The following is a 17,482-nucleotide window of genomic DNA, read 5'->3' as shown; positions in this document are numbered from 1 at the left end:
GCTCGACGCCACCCGCGCCATGCCGGCCCAGCCGCCCGCGGGGCCGGCCGGGCCCGCGCAGGACGACCCCCACCCGTGGCAGAACCAGATGCGGGCCGCGCGCGACCGCAACGAGCAGACCCAGGTCCAGCCGTTCGACCCCGCCGAGGACCCGCTGCGCCACGCTCCGCAGCGAGGCCCGCGGCCACCCCAGCGCCCCCGCCAGCAGGAGCAGAACCCCCGCCGGCAGCAGGGCCAGGGCCGGCAGCAGGACGGCTACGGTCACCCCGATCAGGGTTACGGCCAGCAGCGGGGCGGCTATCGGCAGCCTCCGCCGCAGCACTACCAGGAGCCCTACCCGCGCGAGTACCGGCAGCCCCCGCCCCAGTACCACCAGCCGGAGCCGCAGCCGCGCAGGCCCGAGCCCCGGCCGCAGCGGGAGCGGCGGCCGCGCCCCGAACCCGAGCCGCGCGAGCCGCGTCGCAGCAGCCGCAGCGCCAACCCCATGCGGATTCCCGGGCTCGGCTGCCTCAAGGGCTGCCTCTTCATGGTGCTGATCCTCGTCGTGATCGGTGCCCTGCTCTGGAACCTGACCCCGCTGCCGGAGTGGGTGGCACAGGGGCAGGGCTTCTGGGAGGCGACCACCGAGTTCTTCGACCGGATCGGGGAATGGACGGGCCTCATCGACAGTGCCCAGGAGCGAGTGGAAGGCGTTCAGGGCGACTTCACGACTCCGAACGGGAATTGACGACCGTCCGCCGGCAGGACGACTCGCCGTCGTTTCGACCATGTTCCGCGAGGAACGGGTTCGGAGCGGCGGCGAGTTCGCCTCGGACCGGCGTTGTGCGTTCCCCGCACGAGGATTCCGACGATCCGGCGGCGCCGCACGAATGGCGGTCCCGCACAAAGCACCGGCGGCAATCCGTCGGCCACCTCGGTGATTTGTCGATTTATCCCGGCCGGCGGCGTCCGACGTTCTTCCGCAAAATCGGGCAATCCCGGTGTGGGCGAGCGGTGGTGTCGCAGGGAAGCCGTAACCTGCCGCCATGGCACGCAACATCGGTAGCCAATACACCACGGAGCGCGTCCTCGGTCGGGGCAGCGCCGGGACGGTATGGCTCGGTCGGGGGCCCGACGGGCCGGTCGCGATCAAGGTGCTCCGCGAGGACCTCGCCGCCGACGCCGAGCTGGTCGAACGGTTCGCCCACGAGCGCCGGACCCTGCTCGGCCTGGAACATCCGCGGATCGTGGGCGTCCGCGAGCTGGTGATCGACGAGGACGGCACGGACCTCGCCCTCGTCATGGACCTGGTGCGCGGCACCGACCTGCGCGCCCACCTCAACCGGCACCGGCGGCTCGCCCCCGCCGACGCGGTCGCCCTGACGGTCGACGTCGCCGACGCCCTCGCCGTCGCCCACCGCGCCGGAGTGGTCCACCGTGACGTCAAGCCCGAGAACATCCTCCTCGACGCGACCGGCCCCGCCCCCCGGGCCCTGCTCGCCGACTTCGGCGTCGCCCAGCTGATCGACGAGCCGCGCCGCGGCACCACCTCCCGCGTGGTCGGCACCCCGGACTACATCGCCCCGGAGATCGTGGAGGGCCTGCCCTCGCGCGCCCCGGTCGACATCTACTCGCTGGCGACCGTCCTCTACGAGCTGCTCGCCGGGTTCACCCCCTTCGGCGGCGGCCACACCGGCGCCGTGCTGCGGCGACACGTGACCGAGACTGCGGCCCCGCTGCCCGGCCTCCCCGACGAGCTGTGGGAGCTCCTCCAGCAGTGCCTGGCCAAGGCCCCGGCCTCCCGGCTGCGGGCCGCGGAGCTCGCCTCCCGGCTCCGCGGGCTCCAGCCGGCGCTCAGGGGGCTGCCCGCTCTCGACATCGAGAGCGAGGAGGAGACCGCCGCGCGCGGCGACCGCACGGCGGAGGAGAACGTGGAGGAGCCCGAGGCCCCCCGGGGGGCGGTCGCGCTGGTGCGCGGCTCCGTCAGCGATCCCGACCGCGTCACCCACACCCGGATGCGGGTCCCCGACGCCGAGGAACTGGCAGGCGGAGCCAACGGGACCGCCCGGCTGCCGCGCACGCCCGGCCAGCGCCGCGCCGGTTCCGCGCGCCACGGCGCCGCCGAGCGACGGCGCCGCCTGGCGATGACCCTCGGCGCCGTGCTGCTCGCCGTCGCGCTGGTCGTCGGGGGCGTGCTCGCGCTGGCCTGAGCCCCCGGCGGGAGCCCTCGGCTCCCCGCCGGGGGCTCCCCGGCGCGGGCAACCGCTACGCTGGAGACGTGGCAGTCGTCGATGTTTCCGAAGAGCTGAAGTCCCTCACCTCGACCCTTGGGTCGGTCGAGGCCGTCCTCGACCTGGACAAGCTGAGGTCCGAGATCGCCGTGCTCGAGGAGCACGCGGCGGCGCCGTCCCTGTGGGACGACCCGGACAACGCCCAGCAGGTCACCAGCCGGCTCGCGATGCTCCAGGGGCAGGTCCGCAAGACCGAGGAGCTGCGGTCGCGCATCGACGACCTGGAGGTGATGTTCGAGCTCGCCGAGAGCGAGAACGACGCCGACACCAAGGCCGAGGCGCTCACGGAGCTGGAATCCCTCCGCAAGTCCATCGCCGAGCTGGAGGTGCGCACCCTGCTGTCCGGCGAGTACGACTCGCGGGAGGCGATGGTCTCCATCCGCGCCGAGGCCGGGGGCGTGGACGCCGCCGACTTCGCGGAGCAGCTGCAGCGGATGTACCTGCGCTGGGCCGAACGCCGGGGCTACCCGACCGAGGTGCTCGACACCTCCTACGCGGAGGAGGCGGGCATCAAGTCCACCACCTTCTCCGTGCGCGTCCCGTACGCCTACGGAACCCTCTCGGTCGAGCAGGGGACCCATCGCCTGGTGCGCATCTCGCCGTTCGACAACCAGGGGCGCAGGCAGACCTCGTTCGCCGGCGTCGAGGTGCTGCCGGTGGTGGAGCAGACCGACCACATCGACATTCCCGAGAACGAGATCCGCATCGACGTCTTCCGGTCATCGGGCCCGGGCGGCCAGTCGGTCAACACCACCGACTCCGCGGTCCGGATGACGCACCTGCCCACCGGCATCGTCGTCTCCTGCCAGAACGAGAAGTCGCAGCTCCAGAACCGTGCAGCCGCCATGCGCGTCCTCCAGGCGCGGCTGCTGGCGCACCGTCGGGCCGAGGAGCAGGCCAAGATGGACGCGCTCAAGGGCGACGGCGGCAACTCGTGGGGCAGCCAGATGCGTTCCTACGTGCTCCAGCCCTACCAGATGGTCAAGGACCTGCGGACCGACTGCGAGACCGGTAACCCGCAGGCGGTCCTCGACGGTGACATCGACGACTTCCTGGAGGCGGGAATCCGCTGGCGGAAGCAGCAGGAGCAGGAGGAGCAGGGCTGAGGCCCGGCTCCCGCAGCGGCGGTTCCCGCCCGGCCCGTGCGGCCGGGCGGGTGTTGTTTTCCGGGGGGTACGGCGGTCGTTTTCAGCCCTTCGGGTGACGGCCGTCGGTGTTCTCCCTCACATCTGTCTGAACTTCAGCCGTCTTCACCGCAGTTGAATGTGCGGAAGCGGTGTGTGCGAGGTGGGGGTATTCGCTGTTGCCTTGCGCGTGCGGAGCGTTGGTAACCCGTGACTTGACGGTGTGACCATTCGGCGCAAGGCTGTGCGCCGGTGCGCCTGCTTTTCGGCAGCGCGCGGTACCTGGGGGGAGTGGCGCCGGGCTGATTGCGTGCCCCGGCGGTCCCCGGCCACGGAATCCCGAGCCACCGAGGTGCAGGGCACCCGATGACGAGTCACGCACAACTACATCAGCTACAGGGGGTAGTGAACACTTATGGCGAGTTCCAAGGTGCGCATCAACGTGGCGCGTCTGGCCGCCGGCGCGGTCTTCGCGGCCGGTGCTTCTCTCGCGGTCGCGGGTGTGGCCCAGGCCAACGAAGGCCCCGGCGGCTGCCAGGACGACCCCACGCAGACCTGCCCGCCGCCCGGCGACGATGACGACGACGAGGACACCGACGGTGGCCTCATCGAGGGCATCGTCCAGGGTGGCGACCAGGGCGGTGCCGACGAGGGCGCCGACCAGGGCGGCGGCGACGAGGGTGCCGACCAGGGCGGTGCCGATGGCGGCGCTGACCAGGGTGGCGGCGACCAGGGCGGCAACGACGGTGGTGGCGACCAGGGTGGTAACCAGGGCGGCGGCGACCAGGGTGGCAACCAGGGCGGCAACGACGGTGGTGGCGACCAGGGTGGGAACCAGGGTGGCGGCAACCAGGGCGGTGGCGACCAGGGCGGTGGCGACCAGGGCGGCAACGTCAGTACCGGTGGCAGCACCGGCGCGCCGCAGTCGGCCGGCGCCACCGAGGGCATCGAGGCCCCCGAGGCCGACGAGGACCTGACCGAGGTCGTCGACCAGTCCGCGACCGGCTCCGAGGCGGGCAGCGGCAACGGCGGCGAACTCGCCGAGACCGGTGCGGCGGACGGCAACATGCTGCTGCTGGTCGGCGCGGCCACCATGGTGGCCGGCGGCGTCGCGTTCCGTTACCTGCCGAAGGCCATCGGCAGGCCCGGCGCGGCTGCCTGATCCAGGCGGTTCCCGCCGCGCTCTCCGCGCGGTAGCACGCGAGACGGGCCCGGAGCGTCACGCTCCGGGCCCGTCCCGTCGTTCTCGGTCACATCATGAGCGAGTGAGCCCCCGCCGAGGGCGCCCGCGTCAGGCGGGCCGCGCCATCATCAGGGCGAGCGCCGCGAGCGCGAGCACCAGCGCCAGCAGCCCCGCGGGGCCGGTCAGCCCCTCCCAGGGCCCCCGCTCGCGCTGCCGCGCCAGCTGTGCGCGACACGTCGCACAGCGGCCCTCGCTCACGCGCCCGGCGCAGTTCGCGCAAACCAGCCAGTCAGCGACCATGCGGCGGCTCCTCTCGTAGCGTCCCCCACCACTGTGCCACCCCGCCGCGCCAGGTGCGGCGCCGAGCCGGTGTGACGTCCCCCGCGCCCCTCCGCCGGGGGCCCACCACGGCGCGCGCCGGGGGGTTCGGCGCGGGGCAAAGGGGACCTATGGGGACGGGTCCGGGCGGTGACTGCGCCGGGCGTGCCGGGTCGCGTATCGTCGCCCCTCGAAGGGGGTGCCGCCAGGCGAAGGTTCTCCCACACCTACCCAGTCCCAGCTTGGTGCAACCGTGATCCGATTCGACAGCGTCAGCAAGACCTACCCCCGGCAGAACGCGCCCGCCCTGCGGGACGTCTCCCTGGAGATCAACCGCGGTGAGTTCGTCTTCCTGGTGGGCTCCTCGGGGTCCGGCAAGTCCACGTTTCTGCGGCTCATCCTGCGTGAGGAGAAGGCCAGCGAGGGCAGCGTCCACGTACTGGGCAAGGACTTCGGCCGGCTGTCCAACTGGAAGGTCCCGCAGGTCCGGCGCCAACTGGGCACGGTCTTCCAGGACTTCCGCCTTCTTCCCAACAAGACGGTCGGTCAGAACGTCGCCTTCGCCCTGGAGGTCATCGGCAAGGGCCGCGGTCAGATCCGCAAGACCGTCCCCGAGGTGCTCGACCTGGTCGGCCTCGGCGGCAAGGAGGACCGGATGCCGGGCGAGCTCTCCGGCGGTGAGCAGCAACGCGTCGCCATCGCGCGGGCGTTCGTCAACCGGCCCATGCTGCTGATCGCGGACGAACCGACGGGCAACCTCGACCCGCAGACCTCCGTCGGGATCATGCGGCTCCTGGACCGCATCAACCGGACCGGGACGACGGTCGTGATGGCGACCCACGACGCCCAGATCGTGGACCAGATGCGCAAACGCGTGATCGAGCTGGACAAGGGCCGCCTGGTGCGTGACCAGGCCCGCGGCGTCTACGGCTACCAGACCTGATCCGCGGCAGCAACGAGTAGGGAAAGGACGCCATGCGCGCCCACTTCGTCCTGTCGGAGATCGGTGTCGGTCTCCGTCGCAACGTCACGATGACCCTGGCGGTCGTCGTCTCCGTCGCCCTGTCGCTGTCGCTGCTCGGCGGTTCGCTGCTCGCCCGCGAGCAGGTCGGTTCCATGAAGGACTTCTGGTACGACAAGGTCCAGGTCTCGATCTTCCTCTGCAACAAGTACGACGCCGAGGCCGATCCCGCAGCCTGCCCGCGCGGGGCCGTGACCGACGAGCAGAAGGAAGAGATAGAGGCCGAGCTCAACGCCTACGACATCGTCGAGCGCGTCTACCCGGAGAGCGCGGAGGAGGCGTACGAGCACTACCGCGAGCAGGAGAAGGACTCGCCGCTGGCCGCCGTGGTGACCCCGGACCAGATGCAGGAGTCGTTCCGCGTCAAGCTCCACGACCCGGAGAAGTACGAGGCCATCTCCACCGCCTTCGCGGGCCGGGACGGGGTCCACTCCGTCCAGGATCAACGGGCGTTGCTGGAGAACCTGTTCCAACTGCTCAACGGCGTCAACATCGCCGCGCTGGGGCTGATGGCGCTGATGCTGGTCGTGGCGCTGCTGCTGATCGTCAACACCGTGCGGGTGTCGGCGTTCAGCAGACGGCGGGAGACCGGCATCATGCGGCTGGTCGGCGCGTCCAGCTTCTACATCCAGGCACCGTTCATCCTGGAGGCCGCCATCGCGGGGATCATCGGGGCGCTGTTCGCCTGCGGACTCCTGGTGAGCGGCAAGCTGTTCCTGATCGACGGCTTCCTCGACGAACGGATCCAGGTGATCGACTTCGTCGGCTGGGACGCGGTGCTCTCGGTGATGCCGTTCATCCTCGTCGTCGGGGCGTTGATGCCCTCGGTGGCGGCGATGTTCGCCCTCCGCAAGTACCTGAAGGTCTGACCCGGCGGCCCACGGGCCGCAAAGCGCCCCGGTGCACTTCCTCGCGCCGGGGCGCGGTCGCGTCCGCCCCCGGCGCGTCGATGTGATTCGGACGACTGTGGGCCGTCGCCCCCGCTACCGGAGAGGTCCGCTGGCCTACACTCCGCAGCATGTCGCGGCTCCAACGCCTCTACCCACACCCGGGCCTGCGCCGCTCGGTCCTGGCGGGTGCCTGTGCCGGCCTGCTGGCCGCGGGGGCCTGGTCCGGCCCGTGGGGCCAGGACACCGGCCACGCCGGGCCTCGCCCGTCCCAGGACGCCGCCAGGCTCGTCGAGGGCAGCGGCGACCACTGGTCGTCCGCCTTCAGCGCCGAGGAGTACGAGGCGTTCCGCCAGTCCCTCGACGGCGAGTACGTGGGGACCGGCATGGCGGTGCGCCGCACCCAGGACGGCCGGACCGTGGTCAGCGAGGTCCGCTCCGGGAGCCCGGCGCAGCGCGCGGGCGTGCGCTCCGGCGACCTGTTGCGCAGCGTCGACGGCGCCCCGGTGGACGACCGGCCGGTGACGGAGGTGGTGGGCCGGCTGCGCGGCAGCGGGGGCCCGGCCCCCGCCGGTGCCGGCAGCGCCGTGCTGGTCGGGGTCGAGCGGGACGGTCGGAGCTTCGAGGAGGAGCTCTTCCGCGAGTTGCTGGCGGTCGAGCCGGTGACGGTTCGCCGGGCCACCGAGGGCGTCACCGAGGTGCGGGTCGCGGCGTTCGTGCAGGGCGCGGCGGAGCAGGTGCGCGCGGCGGTGGAGGACGCGCCGCCGGACGACGGTGTCGTGCTCGACCTCCGGGGCAACGCGGGGGGGCTGATCGAGGAGGCCGCCGACACGGCCTCCGTATTCCTCGACGGCGGTGTCGTCGCCACCTACGACGTGCACGGCCGGGAGCACGCGCTGCACGCCCGGGCCGGGGGCGACACCGACCGGCCGTTGGTGGTGCTGGTGGACGGCGGCACCATGAGTTCGGCCGAGCTGCTCGCCGGTGCCCTGCGGGACCGGATGCGGGCGGTGGTGGTGGGCCGTCCCACCTTCGGGAAGGGCACGGTCCAGATGCCCGTGGAACAGCCCGACGGCTCCGTCGCGGAGCTCACGGTCGGTACCTACGTGACGCCTTCGGGCAGCCGCGTGGAGGACGGTCGGGGCATAGAGCCGGACCTGGCGCTGGGCCCGGGGGACAACGCCGACGCCACCGCGCGGTCGGTGCTCCGCGGGCTCGCCTCCGGCGGCTGACCCTCCCGCCCCCGCCGCCGGTGCGCCGACCCCGGGCCGGGTCGCTCCCGCGCGGCCGACGCGGCGTGCCGGTGGTTAACCCGGTGCCCGCGACCGGCGGTCGGTCGTAGGATGGCGACGTCATGGCTAAAGAGACGGGGCGCAAGCTGATCGCGCAGCACAAGAAGGCGCGACACGATTACCACATCCTCGACACCTACGAGTGCGGTCTGGTGCTGACCGGCACGGAGGTCAAGTCGTTGCGCCAGGGGCGGGCGTCCCTGGTGGACGGCTTCGGGCAGATCGACGGAGGGGAGGCGTGGCTGCACAACGTCCACATCCCCGAGTACAGCCAGGGGACCTGGACCAACCACAGTGCGCGGCGCAAGCGGAAACTGCTCATGCACCGGGCCGAGATCGACAAGCTGGTCGGCAAGATGCAGGAGAGCGGCCTGACGCTGGTCCCGCTCGCCCTGTACTTCAAGGACGGCCGGGCCAAGGTCGAGATCGCCCTCGCGCGCGGCAAGAAGGAGTACGACAAGCGGCACACGCTGCGTGAGCAGCAGGACCGTCGTGAGGCGGACCGCGCCGTCTCGGCGGCGCGCCGGCGGCAGCGCGGTCGCTGAGCGCCGACCGACCCCGCCGGGCGCGGTCCGACGCGGCACCGCGCGGAATACATTCGCCCGGCGGGACGCTGTCCCGTATGATCGGCAGCAGCGCACGACGCGGGGACACCGCCTTCACGGGCGGCGGACGCGGGTCGTTTGTCAACTCAACATGGGGATGATCGGTTTCGACATCGGCTGTCCAGGCAGGGGAAGCGAGCCGAGGAAGCGACAATGATCTCGTTAACCATATGTCGCAAAAAAATAATCGCCGACAACAAGCGCGATTCCTTCACCCTCGCTGCCTGAGCAACGAGCGTGAAGTGTCAGCCCGGGGGTGTTCCCGCCCCGGTGCCTGGCATCAGCTAGGGGACTCACCACCAGCTCCGGTCACGGGAGCTGACTGGGACACCTCACAGTGACTGGGCCTGTCGGGAGCTTGTCCGTGTGACTCCCGGGGCCGAGAAAAGCGCAGCGGACTGCGCTCGGAGAAGCCCTGTCTCTGCACCGATGGACGCGGGTTCGATTCCCGCCATCTCCACTCGACAGCGAGCCCCCGGCCAGGCATCATGCCTGGCCGGGGGCTCTCGCGCGTTCCGGGGCGTCGCCGGTGTCCCGTCAGCTCCGCTCGGCACCGCCGCCGTGGTCGGCGGCGATCCGCGAGATCGTCGCGGCCAGCGCGGTGTCCTTGGCGGTGACGGCGCCGCCGGCGTCGTGGGTGTTCAGCGCCAGCCCCACGGACGTGTACATCACGGTGACCCGGGCGTGGTGACCGGCTTCGTCCTCGGCGGCTGCCAGCGCCGCGTAGAAGCCGGGCAGAGCGCCGCGGCCCACGGTGAACGAAGCGGTCAGATCGCCGTCGCGGAGCCGCCAGTCCGGCAGTTCGGTGAGGGCCTGGTCGAGCTCGGCGTCGGTCAGGGGGCTCGCGGGCACGGTGCCTCTCCTCTGTTCGTCGGTGCGCATGCCGCCCACGGGCGGGCCGCGGGCGGCGACGCCGTGCGGCACGGCGTCGCATCGTCGAGTCTGCCGTCCGCCGGGGCCGTGGGCGAGGCGGCGCACGGGGCCGCGCACGGGGCCGCGGACGGCCGTGCGGGCCGGTCGTGCCACGGCCGCCGCCGTGTCGGGACGCATGTGTACGCTGCCCTGGGGTGGCGACCGCGGAGCCGTTCACCCGAAAGGTGGGGCACCGGTCCGGGGCAGAACCGGGGCGGGGGCACGGACGGCCGTTCGGGCCGAGACGCGGGGAGGTACGGATGCGCGGCAAACAGATCCGGATCGCGGGGGGCGCGGCCTTGGGGCTCGTGCTGCTCGCCGGGGTGCTGTTCTGGCTGCTACGCGGGGACGACGGCGACGCGGCACAGCAGCGCGCCGGCGAGTTCCTCACCGCCTGGCCGGAGGACGCCACCGAGGAGGACGACGACAATCCCGCGGCGGCGCTCACCGACGATCCCGAGGGTGCGGCGTCCCTGATGGCCTCCGTCACGCGCAACCTGGACCCGGAAGGGCGTGACCTGCGGGTCTCGGGCGAGTCCCGCGCGGTGGAGGGCGGTGACCGCGAGGTGCCGTACACCGCGACCTGGAACCTCGGCCCCGGGCTGCCCGAGTGGAGCTACGAGGCGACCGTCCGCCTCACCCGTGTCGACGGCGACTGGGCGGTGCGCTGGGACCCCGCCGTGATCCACCCCGAACTGTCCGAGGGCACCACCCTGGTGCGGCGCGAGGAGCGTCCGGACCGCGCGCCGGTGCTCGCGGCCGGCGGCGAGGAGCTGGCCGGCGTCGGCCGCGTGTGGAGCCTGTCGATCTGGCCCGCGCAGCTCGAGGATCCGGACGCGGCGTGGGAGGCGGTCGAGGGACTCGACGCCGGCGTCGACGTGGAGGCGTTGCAGGCGCGCGTCGAGGAGGCCGACGAGGACCAGGCCGTGCCCGTGGTGACGTTGCGGGACGCTGACTACGAGGAGCACCGGGACGCCGTCGAGGCCGTCGAAGGGTTGCAGACCGCCGAGGGGAGCCGGACCCTCGCCTTCGAGGCGCGCGGTCTGGTCGGCGGGGTCGACTCCGACACCGGCGAGGGGAGCTCAGGTCTCCAGGCGCTCCTCGACGCTGAGTTGGCCGGCGTCCCGACGACGGAGGTCGTGCTCGCGGACCGGGAGACCGGTGCGGCGGTGGAGACCCTGGCCGCCGGGGAGGGCGGCGGCCCGGGGGAGCCGCTGCGGACCACGATCGAGCTCGACGTGCAGCGCGCGGCCGAGGAGGCGCTCGCCGACCAGGACCAGGACGGTTCGATCGCGGCGCTCAGGCCGTCCACCGGGGAGATCCTCGCCCTCGCCGACCAGCCGTCGGACTACGCGCGTTCCGCACAGGGGCAGTACGCGCCCGGCTCGGGATTCAAGATCGTCACGACCGCCGCGCTGCTGGAGGGCGGCGCGACCGCCGAGGACGTCCTCGGCTGCGCGCAGTTCGCCAACGTCGACGGGCGGGAGTTCCACAACCAGAACGAGTTCGAGCTGGGCGACGACACCACCCTGCGCGAGGCGTTCGTCCGGTCCTGCAACACCACCTTCATCGAGCACCGCGATCAGGTCGGCGACGCCGAACTGATCGGTGCCGCCGAGGCGTTCGGGATCGGGACCGGCTGGGAGGCGGGTTTCGGGGCGTTCTCCGGCCGTGTTCCGGAGTTCGACAGCGACACCGACCACGCCGCCTCCCTGATCGGGCAGGGCCGGGTGGAGGCCGGTCCGCTGGCGATGGCCGGTGTGGCGGCCACCGTCGCCAACGGGGAGTTCCGCGTACCGGTGCTGCTGCCCGACGCGGAGCCGGAGGAGCCGGCAGGCGGGGAAAAGCTCTCCGAGGAGACCGTCGACACGCTGCGCACGTTGATGCGGGAGACCGTGACCGACGGCACGGCCTCCGTGCTGAGCGACGTCCCGGGGACCGCGCACGCCAAGACGGGCACCGCCGAGGTGGCCGACGGAGAGGGCGAGGTGACCACCAACGCCTGGATCGTCGGTTATGACGCCGACAACGATCTCGCCTTCGCCGTGATGCTGCTGGACGGTGGCTCGGGCGGTTCCCACGCGGGCCCGGTCGCCGCCGCCTTCCTGGACAACCTGGGTTAGCCGGAACGGGGGGCCGCCGGTCCGGAGGGGCCGGGTCCCCGGGCCCGCGCGGCCGACGCGCGCCGGGGGTGCAGCGCCCCGGCGCGCCGCGGGCGGGGTCGTCCGCCGTGGTTGGCGTGAGCGCGCCATGCGGCAACGCGTCACCCGTCGCGCCTGTACGGCCGCGTCCCGTGGTGCCTACAGTCGAGTGGTGCGAGGGCGTCGCACGGCGGGCTCCCGGCCGGTCGTGCCGGGCCGTCGCGTCTCGGAGAAGGACCGGTCGCGAGTGCCCCCGGGAGGGCCGGCGTGACCGTCCCCGGATCCCGGCGAGGTGGTCGGCCCCCGGCCACCGCGTCGTCGTCGTACCGCCCGGCGCGGCCGGAGGGTACGACGCGGGGGTGTGTCACCGGCTCCCGCGGAATCGGACCGCAGTCAGGCGCGGTCCCCGCGGGCCTGCGGGTGCCCGTGGTGCGGACCCAGTCGCACCCGGGGGCTCGGGACGAGGACGGCGAGTGGAGTCGCCGCCTTCGCCCCGCGCCGGGGCACACCCCTGCTCTTCCTCGCCGTCGCCTCGGCGCCCGGACGTGGCCCCGGACCGACGGCGCCCGCCGTGTTCCGGCCGCCGTGCGCTCCGGAAGCGCCCGTGGTCCGGCGCCGACGCGTGGCACGCCTCGTCGGCCCCGGCCCCGGCGCTCGGCTCCGGGTCACGGCGCGTCGTCGCGGGACCCCACTACCGGCTCACGCGTGGACGCCTCGGGGAGCCACGCGCAGCCGCCCGCCGCGAACCCGCTCGGCATCACGACTCGGTGAGCACCTCGTCCGGTGACGGCCAGGGCCTACCGGTCGCCCTGCGCGGTGGGGCGGTGGGGCGGTGGCCGGGACACCGGAATCCGGCGCTGCGTCGGGAGCCCGCGGTGGGCACCGGTCGTCAGCTCAGCCACCCGAGTTCGACCGCCCGCACCCCGGCGCGGAACCTGCTGTCCGTGCCGAGCCGCTCCAGCAGTCCCGCGACGATCCTGGTCACCGTCCTGGGGGAGACGCCGAGTTCCCGGGCGAGGGCGTCGTTGGTCCGCCCGGCCGCGATGCCCCGCAGCACGCGCAGCTCCGTCCCCTCGGGCGGCCTGACGTGGGCGGGCCCGTTCTCCACGAACGGCACCGCGCGCGCCCAGAGGTGATCGAAGAGTGCGGTGAGAAACCCGACCAGTGCCGGCTCGCGCACTCCCACCGTGCCCCGTTCGGGTCGGTCGGGGTCGGCTGGGAGGAGGGCGTGCGCGTCGTCGTAGACCAGCAGCCGGGCCGGGACCGCCGAGACGGTCCGCACCTCGCCGCCCAGCTCGCACACCTCGGCGACGTGGTCGCGGAACTCCGGAGCCCCGCGGTGGACGTCGGCGCAGAGGTACCGCACCCGGACGCCGCGCCTCAGCAGCTCCCGATCCAGCGGCAGCGGGTGCGCCGCGCCGTCCGTGATGCGGGACCCGGCGTCGACCTGCGCCCGTACCGAGCGCCGCGCGCCGTGCGCCAGCCCCGCGACCTGCGCGCGCACGGCTGCCGCGCCCGTCACGTGCTCGACGCCCTTCGCCCCGGACCTGCGGTCGAGCGCCTCCCTGAAGGGAGCCTCCAGCCCGTGCAACCGGGCGCGCACGGTGGCGAGCGTCAGGTTGCGGCGAGCGATGTCGAGCTCGGCGCGGGCCATCAGCCGCTCCGCCGCGCGCCCCGGGGGGAGCGCGGACCACCCGTCGGGCGAGCGCAGCAGCAACCCGAGTTCCAGCAGGTCGCGTTGGGCCACCGTCACTCGCGCGGCGGGCAGCTCCGCCAGCACCGCCAGCTGCTCGTCGGACTCCGTCGGGTGGATGACCCGGAGCCGGTACACCCGCACGCTCTCCTCGGCGATCGGCTCCCCGTCGGACGTCTCGGACATGCAGTGAGGGTAGCGACCGGTTGCCGGTACCACGAACCTGAACCGGCCCGCCCGGCGCACGCTCCTGCTGTCGCCCGCGCCCCGTCGTGCGGCCCGCTCCTTCCGGGGCGGCCGGTGTCAGGTCACCCAGCCGAGCTGGACCGCCCGGACCCCCGCCTCGAAGCGGCTGCCCGCTCCCAGCCGTTCCATCAGAGCCGCCACGATCCGGGCCACCGTTCTCTCCGAGACGCCCAGGTCTGCGCTGATCACCGGGTTGGTGCGGCCCTCCGCCAGCTGCGCGAGGATCTCGCTCTCCACCGGGCTGAGCCCGAGCGGTGAGTCGCCCTCCTCCAGCAGGAAGTCGGAGGCACGCGACCAGTAGTACTCGTAGAGCCGCCGCAGGAAGGAGAGCACCGAGGCGTCGCGCACGACGATCACGCCGTCGCCGGTGTTCTCGTGGTCCACCGGGAGCACGGCGCAGTCCTCCCCGTAGAGGATCATCCGCGTCGGGAGGTGGCTCACGCAGCGGGCCTGCGCCCCGGCGGAGGTGATGTTGGAGACGTAGTGCCGGGTCGGCTGATGCCGACGGGCCCCGTACTGGAAGAGGATGCGGAGTCGGCAGCCGCGCCCCAGCGCGCGGAGGTCGCTGGGGAGGGCCGCCGCCGTGGCGTGCTCCGGTTGGGCCCCGCCGGGCGCGAGGGTGTCCACCGAACCGGTCACGGTCCGGGAGAGGTCGTCGATGACGGCCCGGATGTTCTCCAGCCCCACCACCGTCTCGATGTCGCCGCGTTCCGAGCGGAGCGAGCGCGCCTCCAGGTAGTGACCGGAGAGCGCCTGCATCTTGGCGCGGGTGGCGCCGAGGGCGACCTGCGCCTGGAGGATGTCGTGGTCCCCGGCGGCCACCAGCTCCTCCGTGGCGGTGTCGGGCCCTACGGCGACCAGTCCGCCGGCGGGCGAGGGGCGCAGCAGGCCGAGGGTGCCGAGCTCCTGCTCCGCGCCGGCGACGGCGGCGCTGGTCAGCCCGGCGCGGGCGGCCAACTCCTCGGGGCTCGCGGTCGGGTTGGCCACGCGGAGCCGGTAGATGGTCACTGCGACGGTCGACAGACCGCTGGGGTGGGTCATGAGCGTCCCCGGTTCCGGGGCGCCGCCGTGACGGCGGCGTACGAGCGGATGGTGCGGGTGCGGGTGGCGGTGCGGGGCCGCCGGGGCGGTGCGATGGCGTGCGCGTGCATGGTCGTTACGACAGCCAGCCGTTCTGCGCGGCCCGTACCCCGGCCTGGAAACGGCTGTCCGCGTCCAGCCGCTCCAGAAGTGCTGAAACGATACGGCTGACCGAGCGGACCGACATCCCCAGCTGGTGGGCGATGGTCTCGTTCTTCTTGCCCGAGGCCATGAGCAGCAGGACCTCGCGGTCCACGCCCGTCGGCGCCGGGCCGGAGTCGGGCTCGGCCTCGCTGAAGACCAGCGCGCGCGCCCAGTAGTGGTCGAACAGCCGCTGCACGAAGCTCAGCACCGCGGGGTCGCGGACCAGCGCCACCCCCCGGCCGGTCACCTCGGGGTCCAGCGGCAGCACCGCGCAGTTGCGGTCGTAGATCAGCAGCCGCGACGGCAGCGAGGTGATCGAGCGGACCTGCGCCCCGGCCGCCGTGATGGTCGCGGCGTACTGCGCCGCACCCGGCTTCTTGCGAGCGCTGTGCTGCAGCATCGTGCGCAGCATGACCCCGCGCGCGAGGGTCTCCAGATCCAGGCGCTCCGCCGAGCGGATGCCGGTCTCGGAGAGGGTGCCGGGTATGAAGACGTCGATCGACTTGGTCGCCGTGCGTGCCAGGTCGTCGATGACCGCCAGCACGTTGTGCAGCCCCTGGATGATCTCGATGTTGCTCCGGGTGGACCGCATGGAGCGGGCCTCCAGGTAGTCACCGGTCAGCGAGTGGAGCCGCGCGCGGGTCGCCGCCATGGCGATGCGCTTGCGCAGGATGTCCTGCTCGGCCGGTCCCAGCAGCTCGTCCGCGGCGCTCTCCGGGCTGATCGCCACCCAGCCGCCCCCGGGCGAGCTGCGGATCAGTCCCAGTGCGGCCAGCTTGCCCTCCGCCTCGGTGACCTGCGACGGTCCGATCCCCAAACGCTTGGCGAGATGCTCCACGGAATCGGTGGGGTGGATCACGCGTCCCCGGTAGACCTGCGTCGCCACCGAGTCGATTTCATCTGATTCCTGCACATTACGTCCTTGCGCGAGAGCACCGGCTGCTGGCGTCAACCTGCCAGGCAGTATGACGCCAGGGCAACTCCCTCGACTACACCCGGTGGCTTCGGTGAGCATCGGTTCCAGCAGGGTTCAAGCCTGACAACTCATGTGGATGCGGGAGTAACCGTGAAGAAGATAGCCATCAGCGCGACCGCGGCGCTGTTCGCCGTGCTCGCACTCGCAGGCACCGCCAGCGCGGCCAACTACTGGGAGGGCGAGGGTGTCGCCTCTGCGACGCTCCAGCCCGCCAACTACTGGGAGTAGTCGTTTGGCGTCCGGGAGCGACCCCCCACGCGCCCCGGCCGCCGCTCGTCATGCCCGAAAGCCTGCACCAGCCTGCGCGGAAGCCAGTCAGGAGGTGGTCCCCATGACCCAACCGCAACGGACCGCGGTCCTGCTGAGCCCCTCACCCGCCGCCGTACACGCGGCACGGGCGCTGGGCGTGCGCAGCCTGGTACTCGCGGCGGACCCGAGTGAGCCGTCCGTCCGGGAGGCCGCGCTCTCGGCCGACGAGACGCTCGCGGTCGACTGGACGGACCACCCCCACCTCCTCGGGGTCCTCAGCCATTTCGCGGACTCCCCACCTCGATCCGGCAAGCCGCGCGCCGCCGTGTTCGGGTTCGGGGAGTGCAGCGCCCTCGCCGCCGCCCGTGCCAACGAGGCCCTCGGCCTCCCGGGCAACCCCCACGCGGCTGTCGCGTACCTCACCGACAAGGCGGCGCTCCGCGATCGGGTCAATCGGCTCTCCGCCGCCCCTGTGCGGTTCGAGCGGTGTGACCGGGCCGCGGCTCTGGTGCCGGCTGCCGAACGAGTCGGCTTCCCCTGTGTGGTCAAGCCCCGCACCGGCTCGGGCGGCCAGGACGTGCACAAGCTGCACGACGCGGGCGATGCGCGCGACCTGGCCCGGCGGTTGGCACCAGAGCCCGCGTTCATCATCGAGGAGTACCTGGAAGGGCCCGAGTACTGCGTCGAGGCGCACTCCGAACGCGGGCGGCACACCGTCCTCGCCGTCGCACGCAGGCACACCACCGGCGCGCCCGAGTGCGGCGACATCGGGTACGAACTCCCCGCCGACCTGGGGCGGAAGACCCTCAAGGGCGTCGAGCAGCTGGTGCAGGCGACCCTCAGCGCGGCCGGCCACCGCGTCGGGCCCTCCCACACCGAGATCGTGATCACCGAGCGGGGCCCCGCCCTGATCGAGTCCCACGCCCACCCGGGCGGGGACCGCATCAGCCGCCTGGTCGCCCTCGCCACCGGCGTCGACCGCTACCAGCTCGCGGTGGCCGCCACCCTCGGGCTCGCCGACCCCGAACAGACCGTCAGGAAGGAGCACGCCGCGGCCAGGTTGCTCCCCCTGACCATCCAGACCCTGCACGACGCGGAACGGGCTGCCGACGCCCGCGCCGTGCCGGGCGTGGTCTCGGTGGAACTGGGCGCGCCCCTCGGCAGCCATGCTCCGGAGGCCACCAGCCGGGTCGCCGGACATGGCGTCATCACCGCGACCGGTTCCACCCCCCAGGAAGTGGCCCGCGCCCTGCGCGCCGCCGAGGACCGGCTGATCCCCGCCCGGGCCTCGGCCACGGACCACCCCCTACCGCCGTCGGCCGCCGGACCCCCGCCGGCGGC

Annotated in this window: 15 protein-coding genes, 1 other RNA gene and 1 pseudogene; 12 read left to right on the top strand and 5 right to left on the bottom strand. The window is 73.0% G+C overall.

Annotation, left to right across the window (positions count from 1 at the left end):
• From HCJ92_RS13350 to HCJ92_RS13335, 4 genes and pseudogenes are all read left to right on the top strand, one after another.
• Positions 1-727: pseudogene (locus HCJ92_RS13350) on the top strand (hypothetical protein); the annotation flags it as partial.
• 298 nt (positions 728-1,025) lie between these two features.
• Positions 1,026-2,189: a serine/threonine-protein kinase gene (locus HCJ92_RS13345; RefSeq protein ID WP_167933785.1), complete on the top strand. Its 1,164-nt coding sequence runs from the start codon at positions 1,026-1,028 to the stop codon at positions 2,187-2,189.
• Between the two features lie 68 nt (positions 2,190-2,257).
• Positions 2,258-3,376 carry a peptide chain release factor 2 gene (gene prfB, locus HCJ92_RS13340; protein WP_167933784.1) on the top strand — a complete coding sequence of 373 codons (1,119 nt, stop codon included), beginning with the start codon at positions 2,258-2,260 and terminating at the stop codon, positions 3,374-3,376.
• 433 nt (positions 3,377-3,809) lie between these two features.
• Positions 3,810-4,556, top strand: a complete 747-nt coding sequence (locus HCJ92_RS13335) for a hypothetical protein (protein WP_167933783.1) — start codon at positions 3,810-3,812, stop codon at positions 4,554-4,556.
• Positions 4,557-4,685: 129 nt separating this feature from the next.
• On the opposite strand, the gene HCJ92_RS13330 is transcribed toward HCJ92_RS13335, so the two are convergent.
• Complete coding sequence (locus HCJ92_RS13330) at positions 4,686-4,877, bottom strand: hypothetical protein (protein WP_167933782.1); 192 nt, start codon at positions 4,875-4,877, stop codon at positions 4,686-4,688.
• Positions 4,878-5,148: 271 nt separating this feature from the next.
• On the opposite strand from HCJ92_RS13330, the gene ftsE reads away from it, so the two are divergent.
• The 5 genes from ftsE (at position 5,149) to ssrA (ending at position 9,163) form a co-directional block, all read left to right on the top strand.
• Entirely contained in the window at positions 5,149-5,838 is a 690-nt protein-coding gene (ftsE, locus tag HCJ92_RS13325) for a cell division ATP-binding protein FtsE (protein ID WP_167933781.1), read from the top strand.
• Between the two features lie 32 nt (positions 5,839-5,870).
• Positions 5,871-6,785, top strand: coding sequence for a permease-like cell division protein FtsX (gene ftsX, locus HCJ92_RS13320; protein ID WP_167933780.1), 915 nt, complete (start codon positions 5,871-5,873; stop codon positions 6,783-6,785).
• A gap of 149 nt (positions 6,786-6,934) precedes the next feature.
• The gene (locus tag HCJ92_RS13315; RefSeq protein ID WP_167933779.1) at positions 6,935-8,035 is read left to right on the top strand and encodes a S41 family peptidase; all 1,101 of its coding nucleotides are present in this window, start codon (positions 6,935-6,937) and stop codon (positions 8,033-8,035) included.
• Between the two features lie 122 nt (positions 8,036-8,157).
• Complete coding sequence (gene smpB, locus HCJ92_RS13310) at positions 8,158-8,640, top strand: SsrA-binding protein SmpB (RefSeq protein WP_167933778.1); 483 nt, start codon at positions 8,158-8,160, stop codon at positions 8,638-8,640.
• Positions 8,641-8,793: 153 nt separating this feature from the next.
• Positions 8,794-9,163: a transfer-messenger RNA gene (gene ssrA, locus HCJ92_RS13305) on the top strand.
• 74 nt (positions 9,164-9,237) lie between these two features.
• Here the strand turns inward: ssrA and HCJ92_RS13300 are convergent.
• The gene (locus HCJ92_RS13300) at positions 9,238-9,552 is read right to left on the bottom strand and encodes a 4a-hydroxytetrahydrobiopterin dehydratase (protein ID WP_167933777.1); all 315 of its coding nucleotides are present in this window, start codon (positions 9,550-9,552) and stop codon (positions 9,238-9,240) included.
• Between the two features lie 320 nt (positions 9,553-9,872).
• Here HCJ92_RS13300 and HCJ92_RS13295 point away from each other — a divergent pair, with 320 nt between their 5' ends.
• Positions 9,873-11,735 (top strand): penicillin-binding transpeptidase domain-containing protein, encoded by a 1,863-nt coding sequence (locus HCJ92_RS13295; protein ID WP_167933776.1) that lies wholly within the window; start codon positions 9,873-9,875, stop codon positions 11,733-11,735.
• Between the two features lie 907 nt (positions 11,736-12,642).
• On the opposite strand, the gene HCJ92_RS13290 is transcribed toward HCJ92_RS13295, so the two are convergent.
• The 3 genes from HCJ92_RS13290 to HCJ92_RS13280 form a co-directional block, all read right to left on the bottom strand.
• On the bottom strand, positions 12,643-13,632 hold the full coding sequence (locus tag HCJ92_RS13290) for a helix-turn-helix transcriptional regulator (RefSeq protein WP_167933775.1): 990 nt from the start codon (positions 13,630-13,632) through the stop codon (positions 12,643-12,645).
• A gap of 117 nt (positions 13,633-13,749) precedes the next feature.
• Positions 13,750-14,733 carry a helix-turn-helix transcriptional regulator gene (locus tag HCJ92_RS13285; RefSeq protein ID WP_209311079.1) on the bottom strand — a complete coding sequence of 328 codons (984 nt, stop codon included), beginning with the start codon at positions 14,731-14,733 and terminating at the stop codon, positions 13,750-13,752.
• Positions 14,734-14,848: 115 nt separating this feature from the next.
• Positions 14,849-15,829 carry a helix-turn-helix transcriptional regulator gene (locus tag HCJ92_RS13280; protein ID WP_338054158.1) on the bottom strand — a complete coding sequence of 327 codons (981 nt, stop codon included), beginning with the start codon at positions 15,827-15,829 and terminating at the stop codon, positions 14,849-14,851.
• A gap of 153 nt (positions 15,830-15,982) precedes the next feature.
• Here HCJ92_RS13280 and HCJ92_RS13275 point away from each other — a divergent pair, with 153 nt between their 5' ends.
• Both HCJ92_RS13275 and HCJ92_RS24355 read left to right on the top strand, forming a co-directional pair.
• Entirely contained in the window at positions 15,983-16,120 is a 138-nt protein-coding gene (locus tag HCJ92_RS13275) for a hypothetical protein (RefSeq protein ID WP_167933774.1), read from the top strand.
• 103 nt (positions 16,121-16,223) lie between these two features.
• The coding region (locus HCJ92_RS24355) for an ATP-grasp domain-containing protein (RefSeq protein WP_209311077.1) at positions 16,224-17,482 on the top strand (1,259 nt) is incomplete at its 3' end.

It is taken from the genome of Streptomyces spiramenti, assembly GCF_012034385.1.
GTDB lineage: Bacteria > Actinomycetota > Actinomycetes > Streptomycetales > Streptomycetaceae > Streptomyces > Streptomyces spiramenti.
This window is presented reverse-complemented; position numbering and strand designations above follow the sequence as displayed.

What these genes read in the sequence shown, in the direction of transcription:
- HCJ92_RS13290 (WP_167933775.1), bottom strand. Translation starts at nt 13,632, where the DNA reads ATGTCCGAGACGTCCGACGGGGAGCCGATCGCCGAGGAGAGCGTGCGG.
- HCJ92_RS13285 (WP_209311079.1), bottom strand. Translation starts at nt 14,733, where the DNA reads ATGACCCACCCCAGCGGTCTGTCGACCGTCGCAGTGACCATCTACCGG.
- HCJ92_RS13330 (WP_167933782.1), bottom strand. Translation starts at nt 4,877, where the DNA reads ATGGTCGCTGACTGGCTGGTTTGCGCGAACTGCGCCGGGCGCGTGAGC.
- HCJ92_RS13295 (WP_167933776.1), top strand. Translation starts at nt 9,873, where the DNA reads ATGCGCGGCAAACAGATCCGGATCGCGGGGGGCGCGGCCTTGGGGCTC.
- HCJ92_RS13335 (WP_167933783.1), top strand. Translation starts at nt 3,810, where the DNA reads ATGGCGAGTTCCAAGGTGCGCATCAACGTGGCGCGTCTGGCCGCCGGC.
- HCJ92_RS13345 (WP_167933785.1), top strand. Translation starts at nt 1,026, where the DNA reads ATGGCACGCAACATCGGTAGCCAATACACCACGGAGCGCGTCCTCGGT.
- HCJ92_RS13315 (WP_167933779.1), top strand. Translation starts at nt 6,935, where the DNA reads ATGTCGCGGCTCCAACGCCTCTACCCACACCCGGGCCTGCGCCGCTCG.
- ftsX (WP_167933780.1), top strand. Translation starts at nt 5,871, where the DNA reads ATGCGCGCCCACTTCGTCCTGTCGGAGATCGGTGTCGGTCTCCGTCGC.
- smpB (WP_167933778.1), top strand. Translation starts at nt 8,158, where the DNA reads ATGGCTAAAGAGACGGGGCGCAAGCTGATCGCGCAGCACAAGAAGGCG.